Source organism: Kothea flammea (assembly GCF_052161645.1).
Classification (GTDB): Bacteria; Planctomycetota; Planctomycetia; order Pirellulales; family Pirellulaceae; genus Laterigemmans.
The window spans coordinates 5,954,165-5,965,626 of sequence record NZ_CP197414.1; the positions used below are offsets into that span (position 1 = coordinate 5,954,165).

General features: G+C 57.3%; 10 protein-coding genes. 8 read left to right on the forward strand and 2 right to left on the reverse strand.

The window, feature by feature from the left end; translation table 11 throughout:
- Window positions 1-21 precede the first annotated feature (21 nt).
- Entirely contained in the window at window positions 22-1,602 is a 1,581-nt protein-coding gene (locus tag SH139x_RS22330) for an AsmA family protein (RefSeq protein ID WP_488351979.1), read from the reverse strand.
- Window positions 1,603-1,698: 96 nt separating this feature from the next.
- The gene (locus tag SH139x_RS22335) at window positions 1,699-3,015 is read right to left on the reverse strand and encodes a 3-keto-disaccharide hydrolase (RefSeq protein WP_488351980.1); all 1,317 of its coding nucleotides are present in this window, start codon (window positions 3,013-3,015) and stop codon (window positions 1,699-1,701) included.
- A 342-nt stretch (window positions 3,016-3,357) separates the two neighbouring features.
- Between SH139x_RS22335 and rplU the strand changes: the two genes are divergently transcribed.
- The 8 genes from rplU to SH139x_RS22375 all read left to right on the forward strand — a co-directional run bounded on the left by rplU (window position 3,358) and on the right by SH139x_RS22375 (window position 11,435).
- The gene (gene rplU, locus SH139x_RS22340; protein WP_488351981.1) at window positions 3,358-3,672 is read left to right on the forward strand and encodes a 50S ribosomal protein L21; all 315 of its coding nucleotides are present in this window, start codon (window positions 3,358-3,360) and stop codon (window positions 3,670-3,672) included.
- Between the two features lie 78 nt (window positions 3,673-3,750).
- Window positions 3,751-4,803: a serine/threonine protein kinase gene (locus tag SH139x_RS22345; protein ID WP_488351982.1), complete on the forward strand. Its 1,053-nt coding sequence runs from the start codon at window positions 3,751-3,753 to the stop codon at window positions 4,801-4,803.
- Between the two features lie 6 nt (window positions 4,804-4,809).
- Window positions 4,810-6,879, forward strand: coding sequence for a cation:proton antiporter (locus SH139x_RS22350; protein WP_488351983.1), 2,070 nt, complete (start codon window positions 4,810-4,812; stop codon window positions 6,877-6,879).
- 3 nt (window positions 6,880-6,882) lie between these two features.
- Window positions 6,883-7,545 (forward strand): hypothetical protein, encoded by a 663-nt coding sequence (locus SH139x_RS22355; protein WP_488351984.1) that lies wholly within the window; start codon window positions 6,883-6,885, stop codon window positions 7,543-7,545.
- A gap of 16 nt (window positions 7,546-7,561) precedes the next feature.
- Entirely contained in the window at window positions 7,562-8,734 is a 1,173-nt protein-coding gene (locus tag SH139x_RS22360) for an AGE family epimerase/isomerase (RefSeq protein WP_488351985.1), read from the forward strand.
- Window positions 8,735-8,952: 218 nt separating this feature from the next.
- The gene (locus tag SH139x_RS22365) at window positions 8,953-9,510 is read left to right on the forward strand and encodes an RNA polymerase sigma factor (RefSeq protein ID WP_488351986.1); all 558 of its coding nucleotides are present in this window, start codon (window positions 8,953-8,955) and stop codon (window positions 9,508-9,510) included.
- The gene (locus SH139x_RS22370) at window positions 9,504-10,439 is read left to right on the forward strand and encodes a hypothetical protein (RefSeq protein ID WP_488351987.1); all 936 of its coding nucleotides are present in this window, start codon (window positions 9,504-9,506) and stop codon (window positions 10,437-10,439) included. Before SH139x_RS22365 ends, SH139x_RS22370 begins: the two co-directional genes overlap by 7 nt.
- 90 nt (window positions 10,440-10,529) lie before the next feature.
- Complete coding sequence (locus SH139x_RS22375) at window positions 10,530-11,435, forward strand: dihydrodipicolinate synthase family protein (RefSeq protein WP_488351988.1); 906 nt, start codon at window positions 10,530-10,532, stop codon at window positions 11,433-11,435.
- Window positions 11,436-11,462 lie beyond the last annotated feature (27 nt).

The following is an 11,462-nucleotide window of genomic DNA, read 5'->3' on the forward strand; positions in this document are numbered from 1 at the left end:
ACCAGGAAAACAACCCAGCAATCAGCCCCCGCTGCCGCCATCCCCCTGACGACTTTGATTACCCCGCCGCAAACGGTTCCGCAGCCTACGCAGCGGCCCTTCTCGAACCGGCTCCTCAGCACCAGCCGCTTCAGCAGCTGAACCGTCGCTGGTTTCTAAATTAGGCTCTGCCAAATCGGGCTCTGCTGGTTCGCCGCGTTGCCGGCGTTTCTCCAGCAATCTTTGCCCCAACTGGCCGCCCACTTGCTTCGCCATGTCCAACCACAATCCATCACCCAAAGCTTCAGCCACGGCATTGCCTTGCGGACCAAGCGTCTCCTGCCAGAGAATTTGCGGTTCGCTGAGCGTGCCCCGAATCGGGATCCGCAGCCCCTGAAACTTGGCCGTCGACAAAGCGGCCGACGAGGCCTGTTCACCGACTGCGTCTTCAATTGCATCACCAACCTGTGACGTGACCTCAGGATTGAGCGCCGCCAAGAAACCGCTGGCCCGCTCCAGCAGGCGACTGGAGATCGGCACCGTCAAGATTAAATCGAGCGATTGATCGAAACCGACGGTGCCGCTGGTTTCGAATACCAGATCAGGATCGATCGCTGGCAAGCCAAACTTTAATCCCGCGTGATGCACGCGACGATCGGCCAGCGCAAACTCGATCTCGGAATCGGCGACCAACACCACTCGCCCGGCCCCCTCGCTCCGCAACAGCTTGCCCAACACCTCTGAGATTTGTTTCATCAGCGGGGAACGGGCTTGCAGCGAAACAGCATGCACCGTCAACCGGCCGCTACCTGCCGAATCGAGCAGGCTATCGAGCGGCAGGCGAATATCGCCCACCGCCAGCGAGACTTCGCCATCGATGGCGGCCGCCTCGGCGGCGACCGGGATCACGTACTTGAGGCCGAAAGCGAACAGTTCGGGGGTCAGTTTGGCGCGACGAAAAAGCTCCGTGGGCGGCACCGAAACCAGCGGCTCAGAGGTGGACGCCGCGTAGCGAACGGCAAAGTCTTCCCAGGGAACATCCAACAACGGCCTGACCTGCTGCTGGTCACGGATCACCACCCGCAGGTCCTCAATTCGCACCTCCACGTCCGCCCGCAATGGTTCTCGAGCGGCAGGGGGTTCCTGTTTGGCGGGACGCAAAGCCGAGACTAGTTTGCGAAAGTTAGTCCCTTCGTCCAACTGCGAAAGATTGACCGTCGGCCGGATGACTCGCACCTCACCCCATTGCTGCCGGTCCCACAGCAAGCCCAACAGACTTCTTTGCCCGCGAATCGACGCGACGTCAATCAACAACTCGCCGCTCGGCTCTTGAATGGTCAACTGGCTGATCTCCAGCGGGCGAAACCAACCCAACTTGACTCCGGCAACTTCGGCTCGCAGATCGTCCTTGAGGAATCTCGCCAGCAGTGGATTAACGACCCAACTCGAGCCGAGCAACGTGGGTGCAATTAGCACCGCCAAGCCGACCAGCAGCAAACCAGCGGCGATCCAGCTTCCCCAGCGGCGGCTGGATCTAGTGACAGGACGCTTTTCAGGCTGGGGCTTTTCGGCTGCGGACTCGTCTGCTTCATCGGCCATGTAATTCACCAGCAAGGAAGACATGGGCGACCAATCGGACGGCCCGCTAAGTTGTCAGCGAGCCGCTCACTCGTGGCGAGCGGCTCGCAGATTTTGAGTCGAGCGGCTCAGTCGAGCGGCTCAGTCGAGCGGCTTGATGGCCAAATCGCGGAAGGCGACGGGATCATTGTGACCGGCAAAGCCAAAGTGACCGGAGGTGCGATCTTTCCCGGGATGGGGCGAATCAGCCATGTACTCGCTGACTTTGGCAAGATCGGTATCCAGGATCAAGGTACCGTTGAGTTCGACTTGGATTGTCGATCCGCGGACCGTCACCTGCTGATAATTCCACTCGCCCACGGGACGCAAGTAACCGCGAGCGGCGGCCGCCATCCCGTAAGCCGATCCGTGATATTGACGCGGGTCCAGCTTGGCATATTTGGCCGCCGTGTTATCGAGTACTTGCAGTTCGGTCATGGCCGCGTAGGCTGGATTTCCCTCGCCCGGATAGCGGATCGCCAAACCATTGTTGCCGCCGGGAGGCAAACGAAACTGCATTCGCACGACAAAATCGCCGTAAGACTCGGTGGTGAACAGGTTGCCGCCGCGACTGGGTTTGCACTGCAACGCCCCATCGACCACTTCGTAATCGTCCACAGCTCCCTGCCAACCGGCCAAAGACTTGCCATCGAAAATCGAGGCAAAACCATCGCCCGCTTTCTCAGCCAAAATAGCATTCGCTTCGTCGCTGGGAATTTCCCGAATGCGGATATTCTTCCAGCTGATTTCACCACCGTGGGTTTGCAGTTGAATCGGTCCGCGAGCGGGAAAGGGGCTATCGCGATCCCAATAATTGGCCATGCGGGCGTGATCGACGACCATTTTGTCATTCAGCCAGACCGAGACCATTTCGCCGACTTGCAAAATTCGCATCGTGTTCCATTCGCCAAACGGCTTATCGGCCAACACCAGCGGGTCTTTGCCCTTGGCCCCGGGAGCGTTGTTCCAGAGTCCGCCGGAACCTTTATCCGCACCGATGCCAAATTTCTTTTCGTCGGTGTAGTCCCAGATTTGCACTTGGGGAACTTCTCTGAGGTAAATCCCCGAATCGGCCCCGGCGACTGTCTTGTAATCGATGAATAACTCGTAGTCGCCATAGTCCTGATCCGTCGTCAGGTAGGGGCCTTGGCCGTCATTTACGATGGCGCCATCTTTGGCCTGCCAGTGGGCAGCCGTTTCCTGCTGCCATTTTTCTCGCTGCTCAGCCGTCGTTTCCGCATATTTGCCGGGTGCCATCGTTTGCCGACCATGCCAGCCGTTAAGCGTCTCGCCGTCAAACAGGTCAACAAAATCATTAGCCACAGCCGGACGAGCTGGGCTGGCGGCGAGGACCAACGCAAAACCGCTGAGAAGGCAGGCTGCAAATAAGGCAGGGGGCGTGAGGTAATGTCGCTTCATGGTGTATCCGCGGGGGAAGGGAGGGAATTCAGAATCGATCCGCAAACCGTTGGCCGCCATGGCAATAGCCGCGGTGATCCTCGGGTTTCGGACAGTCCAAAGGTAGGAACCGAAAGTGGTTGCGAACGCCATTATTGCCCGGGAGTTCCACCGGTGGCACCCGTTCAATGGGCGATCGCGGCAAAAAGCTGGCCGATCTAGCGCGTCGTGGGTTGCGTTACCGCCTAGTTGGTGACTATATTTCGCGGTTCTTAAAAATTCAAAGTGGCAACAGGCGAGTAGCGTTGATCTCCTCTGCGGAGTCCTCGCCTTTGATCAAGTTATAACGCGAGATTCCGAGCGATGTACGCGATTATTGTGGATGGTGGGCGTCAGTACCGAGTGGAACCCGGGATGGAATTAGACCTGGACTACCGAGATGTCCCTCAAGGTGAAAATTTCCAATTCCCCAAAGTGCTGGCGGTCGGCGGTGATGACGGTCTGCGGATCGGCACGCCCACGCTCGATGGGGTTCAGGTAACCGCGTCGATTATGGGCCCCAAGCAGGGCGAAAAGATTTATATTCAAAAGTTTCGCCGGCGAAAAACCTTCCGCAAGCGGACTGGCCATCGTCCCTTATTCACTCGCGTTAAGATCGAAGCGATCACCAACGTCTGATTGCTGAGAGACGCACTATGAGTCCTTGCTCCCGACTGCGGAGCACACTTGGCTCCGCGGGCCAGAGGGGCAGTGTTGGTGAGCATTTCCACGTTGCGACTGGATGATTATCAACTCGGGGCCGCGATTGGCGTGGGCACTGTGGGGGCAATACATGCCGCCACTCACAAGCTCAGCGGCGAACAGGTCGCGGTCAAACTGCTGCACCCGAGCGTCTCTCGCGACCTGCTGATCCGCGCTCGCTTCGAGCGGGAAATGCTGATCCTCTCGCGGGTCCGCCACCCCAACATCGTGCGTTACGATGGGGGCGGCGAAGCCGATGGGCAGCTGTTCTATGTGATGGAGTTGGTCGACGGAGGCACGGTCCGGGACTTGCTGCTTGGGGGTGGTGTCTTAACTTGGCAGGAAGTCGTCAGCTGCACGCGACAAATCTGCTCCGCCTTGCAGTGCGCGCACAATCACGGAGTGGTGCATCGCGATCTCAAACCGGCCAATTTGTTTCTGACCCGCGACGGCAGGGTCAAACTGGGGGATTTCGGCATCGCCCGCGACACCACCAACACTGACTTGACTGGCCAGGGGCTAACCGTCGGCACGCACGCCTACATGGCACCGGAACAGATCACCGGCGATCAGGCGATCAGTGGCAAGGCCGACCTTTATGCGCTTGGATGTTGTATGTTTGAGATGTTGACCGGTCGCAAGCCATTTTTGGGGGAGAATTTTGCCCAACTGTTCGAACAGCATTTGAGATCTGCCCCCCCTCGCATCGTCAGCCTCGTACCGGACTGTCCGCCGGAACTCGATTTAATCGTCGACCGGTTGTTGGCGAAAAACCCGTTGGATCGCCCCTTTAATGCTCGGCAAGTCCAAGGGGTGATGCTCGATATCATTGCCCGTTATCAGTTGCAAGAGACGGTGAGGGTCGAAGCGGACCAACCGCTGGCGACAGATGTGGGTGCCGATGAAACCACCGAGGTGGGACTAACTCGATTGCAGCGGCGAATTGCCGCCCGTTTGGGTGCACAATCCGCTCGCGATGTATCCTGGCGATTGATTCTGATATTAGTGATTGTATTGACTGTCGTGGTCGCGTTATTCGCGTGGTTCGGCGGAAAAATGGGGCAGTAGAGACTAATGGCCAGTGATCCCAACTTTTTTCCGTTGGCGAACCTCGAATTCGGCCAGCCCGATTCGGTGTTGCTGTATTATTTCGCGCTCGTGCCGGCGCTGGGCATTCTGGCCCAGTGGATTGCTTGGCGAACTCGCTTGCCGGGCATTTTGCTGCTGCTGTTGTTTGGCATTTTGCTGGGGCAATACACCAGTCCCGACGACCTGTTAGCTTTTGTGACTGGGGCGGACCGCGCCGCCGGGACACGGATTCTGTTTCCCTTGGTATCCCTCTCGGTCGCCGTCATCCTTTTCGAGGGTGGCCTGTCGCTGCGATTCGGCGAGCTTCGCGAAGCCGGTTCGGCCGTGCTGCAACTGGTCACCATCGGCGCTTTGGTGACGATGATGATGACCACCTTCGCAGCCTGGTGGCTACTGGACTTCAGTTGGCAAATGTCGCTTTTGATCGGGGCCATTTTCGTGGTCACCGGTCCGACGGTCATTTCTCCTTTGCTGCGGCAGATTCGCCCGACCAAACGGGTCGACGCCACGCTCAAATGGGAAGGCATCGTTATCGACCCGATCGGCGCCGTGATGGCGGTGTTGGTCTTCGAGCAATTTCTGGCCAGCAGCGCAAATTTCACGGTCTTGCATGCCTTTTTGAAACTCCTACAAGTGCTGCTCAGCGGCCTATTGACAGGTGGCATTGGAGCCTGGTTCTTACTGCAATGCTTCCGTCGCTATTGGGTGCCCGATTATCTCCAAGGCGTGCTGGCTTTGGCCGTGGTGCTGGGGCTGTTCAGCTTGAGCAATTTCTTGGCCGAGGAATCTGGCTTGATCACCGTCACCGTGTTGGGCGTGATTCTGGCGAATCAAAAGAAGGCGGTCATAAAGCATGTGATCGAATTAAAAGAGCACCTGCGAACGCTCCTGATCGGTTGCTTGTTTATCTTACTGGGTTCGCGAATTGAACCGAGCGAAGTTTGGGGACTTGGTTGGCAAGGTCTAGCCTTTGTGGCGGCCTTGATCTTGATCATCCGCCCAGTCTCCGCCTTTATCTCTTTGAGCGGTTCGCAATTAACCACCAAAGAGAGACTATTCGTAGGCTCGCTGGCACCGCGAGGCATTGTCGCGGCCGCCGTCGCCAGCGTCTTCGCTTTGAAGCTGGAGGGAGCAGGGCTAGCTGGCGATGCGGGTGACGCCACTTCACGGATGGTGGCTTTAACATTCTTGACAATCCTCAGCACCGTGGCAGTGTATGGACTGGCCGCCGGCCCCATGGCTCGTTTCTTAAAGTTGGCTCAGCCGAATCCTCAAGGCTTGCTAATTGCCGGAGCCGACCACTGGGTCCGCGAGCTCGCGAAAGTCTTGCATGAAAACCAAGTCACATTCTTAATGTTGGATACGAACTACAATAAGATCAGCGCCGCGCGGATGGCTGGCTTGCCCGCTGAGTGCATGAATATTCTCAGCGACCACACGTTGGAGGAAGTCAACTTTGGCGGAATTGGTAGGATGCTGGCGCTGACACCGAACGACGAAGTTAACTCCTTGGCGGTGCAAGAATTTCGACACGAATTTGGCCGCGCGGGAGTGTATCAATTAAGTTTTAAGACACGTGCCGCCGCTGAAAAACGGGCGATGGCCAATCACCTCCAGGGAAGGATTTTATTTAATGAGAAATGGACCTTCTCGGAACTCAGCAACGCAATTGATGCGGGAGCAACTTTTAAGGCGACCAAGTTAAGCGATACCTTTTCTTACAATGATTTCTTTGATCGCCACGGCGAGGCATCCGCCTTGCTATTCGTGTTAACCGAGAACGAAGTCCAGATCAACAGTGCAGACCGCAAGCTGAATCCCAAAGCGGGGGACACGGTAATTGCGCTGGTGCCTCCGAGTTCGAAGGCAGGTGGTGCAGCGAAGAGTCCCAAAGGAAAAACCGTCACCAAAGAAGGCTCGCCTGCCGACCTTGGCGAGACCAGCGAGACCAGCGAGACCAGCGAGACCAGCGAGACCAGCGACCCGGCTCAAGCAGACTTGCCCGCCAGCGGCCAGCTCTCCGCCAAGCCCCCTCCTCGATCCACTCCAGGCTAGCGAATGTCAATCGATGTCTTTCCTCAAGTCGTTGCGATGCTCCCTTTAGCCAGCTACTTTATTTTGCTGGGCGCTTTGCGACTGGGGAAATATCCCCTGGTGACGACCGCCACGCGGGACGGAGCCGCGGTGGGGATCGCGGCCAGCGGCTTGATGATGATCGGCCCCGCTTACTTGTTCTTCCCTTCCATGGCGGCAGCCGAACTGGGCTGGTATATCTGGATTGTGCTGGGCATTTTTTACATGCTTTGCATCTCATTATTACTGCTCGCTCTTAAACCCAAAATCGTGATCTACGGTTTGCGCGTCGACGACGCGGAAGCTTGTCTCTTACGTGCGGCACAGACGATTGAGCCCTCAGCCCACTTGGACGCGAACCGTCAACAAATTGTCCTTCCGCAGGCTGGCGTCACTTTACGGGTGGACGCTTTGGGGATCACCGACGCGGTGCAAATCGAAGCCTTTGAAAAGCATTTGCACCCCAGATTTTGGCGTCAGCTTTTGTTGGAGGTCCGTCGGGAAGCCGCGCAGGTGCGGAAGGGATTTAGCGTTGGTGGGCTGGGTATGTTGGCGGTCGGAATTTCGTTGATGGTCCTGACCGTCAGTCAAGCCTTATCGCAATCGAATGAGCTGCTGGCTGGATTCCGACAGTGGTTACAGGTATAGCGGCGGAGAGGTCAGCATGATGGCCGCGATCGAACGCCAGGCTTTAACTGCCTGTTACCGCGATGGCTTATTAAATGACGTTTTGCCTTTCTGGCTGAGCCACGGGGTGGATCAGACATACGGCGGCATTTTGACCTGCCTGGACCAGGATGGCACGGTGCTGGATACCGACAAATCGGTGTGGCACCAGGGACGTTTTACATGGTTGCTCGGCGAACTGTACAACAACGTCGAACCGCGGCCCGAGTGGTTGGCACTGGGCGAGCGGAATCTGGCCTTTATCGACCAACACTGCATCGACCCCAGCGACCGGCGCATGTGGTTTCAGGTGACACAAGAGGGGCGACCGATTCGCAAACGTCGCTACGCTTTCTCAGAGAGTTTTGCCGCTATCGCCTATGGTGAAATGGCACTCGCCACCGGCAACGCCAGCTATGCCACCCGCGCCGTGGAATTGTTCCAACAATTCGTTCGGCACAACCTTGACCCGCCGCCACAGACTGCCAAATTCACCACCGAACGCCCGCTGCGGTCGATCGGTTTCCCGATGATCATGTTGGCCACGGCACAGGAATTACGAGGTTCAGTGGGTATGGCTGACGCCGACCACTGGATTGATCGCGGCATTGAAGAGATCGTTGGTTATTTTCTCAAGCCCGATTTGCGTTGCGTGTTGGAAACAGTCGGACCGCGTGGCGAATTGGTACCCCATTTCGACGGTCGCACGCTAAATCCGGGGCATGCCATCGAAGCAGCTTGGTTCCTGCTGCGGGAGGGTCGCTGGCGGAACGACCAACATTTAATTCAGACCGGCTGCCAGATGTTGGACTGGATGTGGGAACGAGGCTGGGACACCCAACACGGCGGACTCCGCTATTTTGTTTCCATCGACTCGCGGCCGATTCAAGAGTATTGGCACGAGATGAAATTTTGGTGGCCTCACAACGAAGCGGTGATCGCCAGCTTGATGGCCTTCTTGCTGACTGATGATCCCAAGTACGCTGACATGCACAACCAAGTCCACGGCTGGTCGCATGCGCACTTCGGGGACCCCGTCCACGGCGAGTGGTTCGGCTATCTGAATCGCGACGGTTCGCTGAGCTCTTCACTCAAAGGCAATCTCTGGAAAGGCCCCTTTCATTTGCCCAGAATGCAGTTGACCTGCTGGCAATTGCTGCGAGACGCCTGAAATTGGGGCGATCCCAACCAGCATCGCTCACAAACGGAGTCCGTTAAGTCAACGAGCGCCCCCCCCCCTCGATTGTCTGCCGATTTTCGGTAAGGATTAGTCTGGGGAACAAGATTCTAAAAATTATCACGAAGATTTTCCCGCCTCCAGCGTTTAACTATGCGGAGGCTGGATGCGAGAATCGATGTCATTTCTCACTTCCAGATGCGAAAGCCAGCATGAACTCCGCAATTCAGTCGAACCGGCAACAAACCGCTTCGACCGTGCAGAATTCCGAATTTGTAGCGCTTTACGACGAGTACGCTCGATGGTTGATGCTGCTCTTGAACAACTGGAGTGTGCCCGTGCATATCGCTGAGGATATTTCGCAAGCAGTGTGGCTGAAAGTATATCGCAGTTTGGCCAGCTTTGACGGCGCCAGCCCCCGTGGTTGGCTTGCCAGCATCGCCCGCAATGAACTGGCATCGCTCCATCGCACCAAAAAGAGTCAGTTGCTGCGGCAAGCCGTTTCCACCCATCGCGATGACGACACCATGGAGATACCGGTCCCCTATTCGGCCGTGGAAGTTTTGGAGATCGACGAGCAAACGCAGCAGTTGGCGAGTTGTGTTGAAGATTTGTCAGACCCTCATCGTCAAGTCGTCAGGCAAATTTTATCGGGGATCAAATATGACACGATCGCCGCTGATTTGGCGTCGACTAAAAATCGCATCTACAAACTTTTCCATGAGGCCAAGGGGCGGTTAAAAAATTGCCTGGAGGTGCACGGATGGTAGCGTCCCGCGTGTTAACAGCCCCCGATCAAGAGGAACAACAGGCGGCTTGGCTGGAAAGCGAGCTGAGCGGCACGCAGCTGCAACGCTTGGTCATCGAATTAGCCGCGCTCGCCGGCGTGGAACCGCGGACGGCAAGCAGCGAACAAGTGGACCAATGGCTTGGTGACAGACGAACAGTGGTGCTGTCAGAGGGCCTTGCTGGCTTGGCCCCTGAAAGCGTGCGGCAGCTGCTGGGCAGTCCCGAGTTGCTGCTGCCACTGCAGCAGTTGTTATTGATTGAAGGGGCCGCTTACTGGCAAGCTAAATTCGCCGCGGGAGCCAACGACGAATCAAGACGGCAACAGCAGGTGCGGTTGCTGAAAATTCAACAAACGCTGGAGGCGGAAACTGTTCGTCCTGCAGAGTCCCCTCACACCGACCAGCTATCGACTATCGAACCATCGGGCACCTCGTCTCGCCGCGGTCTTGTGCTGTTGCTCCTGGCTGCTTCGATCTTGCTGGTGGTGGGAGGTAGTTGGTTGCTGCGGAGCCCGACCGGCCCGCCTTGGGGCTGGACCGCGGCGGAGATGACAGCCATGGCCGATCTGCCCGCCGACCAGTACCTCGAGCGACTGGCTACCAGCGGCAGCAAGTGGTTTGCCAAACGCCCCGACACCACAGCTGGTTTGGCAAAACGGATTCGTGAAATGCGAGCCGGCTGCGATTTGGTGATCGACACCAATCGGCAAGCCGCGCCCACACCGACTCGCCAGTGGCTGATCGAACGTTGCCTGGCGTGGCGAGACAAGTTTGAAGAGCAACTCGTTGCCCTCGAAAACGGCGCGGAGGTCGGCGAAGTTCGCGATAGCATGGACGCGTTGGTCAATAAATTAGTCAACGCCCTGCGGGAGCGGGCCGATCAACTGGCCGAGAGCCGACAAGTGGGCTGATTGAAGTGGGTTGATTGTCGCGCAGTGCGAATCCGGTTAGGCTGTTTCTATGATACCCAGAAACCGGTGCAACCTTCGGAACCGAGCCAGATGCTGCAGGGAATTATTCCACCACTTGTGACGCCGCTGCAAGCCCGCGATACGCTCGACCAAACGGGGTTGGAGCGGCTGGTCGAGCATGTCATCGCTGGTGGTGTTAGCGGCCTGTTTGTGCTGGGCACGACTGGGGAAGCCCCCAGCCTGAGCTATCATTTGCGCCGCGAATTGATCACTCGCGTATGCGATCAGACCGCCGCGCGGCTGCCGGTATTGGTGGGCATTACCGACACGGCCTTTGTGGAATCGGTGGAGCTGGCTAGGCATGCCGCCCAAGCCGGTGCTACCGCCGTGGTCTTGTCGACTCCTTATTACTTCCCCGCCGGGCAAACCGAATTGATTGCCTACGTGCGGAACTTGGCCGCCGAGTTGCCCTTGCCGTTGGTGCTTTACAACATGCCCAGCCTGACCAAGGTGTGGTTTGAAATCGACACCCTCAAACAGCTGGCCGAGCTGGAGAATGTGATCGGGGTCAAGGACAGCAGCGGCGACTTGGAGTACTTTGCGCGACTGGCCGAAGTTCGCCTGCTGCGGCCCGATTGGTTTTGCTTCATGGGCCCTGAAAACTTATTGGCCGAAGCTCTCCAGCTGGGCGGCCAAGGGGGGGTTCACGGCGGGGCGAACGTCTATCCCGAATTATTCGTCGGACTCTACGACGCGTTGGTCTCTGGAGATGTACCGCGACAGCAGCATTTGCAATCAATCGTCGATGAGCTGCAAGCGATCTACGCGATTGGAAAATATGCTTCGCGGTTCATCAAAGCGACAAAGTGCGCACTTTCCCTGCGGGGGATTTGCCAAGATTTCCTAGCCGAACCTTTTCATCATTTTCATCCCCCCGAGCGCGCGCGGGTTGCGGAAATCCTAGCCACCGTAGATCGGCTAATCGTCGGCTCGTAATCAAGTGAATGGTCAAGCCAAGGTATT

Coding starts and splice junctions, on each gene's coding strand:
- SH139x_RS22330 (WP_488351979.1), bottom strand. CDS start 1,602: ATGTCTTCCTTGCTGGTGAATTACATGGCCGATGAAGCAGACGAGTCC.
- SH139x_RS22335 (WP_488351980.1), bottom strand. CDS start 3,015: ATGAAGCGACATTACCTCACGCCCCCTGCCTTATTTGCAGCCTGCCTT.
- rplU (WP_488351981.1), top strand. CDS start 3,358: ATGTACGCGATTATTGTGGATGGTGGGCGTCAGTACCGAGTGGAACCC.
- SH139x_RS22350 (WP_488351983.1), top strand. CDS start 4,810: ATGGCCAGTGATCCCAACTTTTTTCCGTTGGCGAACCTCGAATTCGGC.
- SH139x_RS22355 (WP_488351984.1), top strand. CDS start 6,883: ATGTCAATCGATGTCTTTCCTCAAGTCGTTGCGATGCTCCCTTTAGCC.
- SH139x_RS22360 (WP_488351985.1), top strand. CDS start 7,562: ATGATGGCCGCGATCGAACGCCAGGCTTTAACTGCCTGTTACCGCGAT.
- SH139x_RS22365 (WP_488351986.1), top strand. CDS start 8,953: ATGAACTCCGCAATTCAGTCGAACCGGCAACAAACCGCTTCGACCGTG.
- SH139x_RS22370 (WP_488351987.1), top strand. CDS start 9,504: ATGGTAGCGTCCCGCGTGTTAACAGCCCCCGATCAAGAGGAACAACAG.
- SH139x_RS22375 (WP_488351988.1), top strand. CDS start 10,530: ATGCTGCAGGGAATTATTCCACCACTTGTGACGCCGCTGCAAGCCCGC.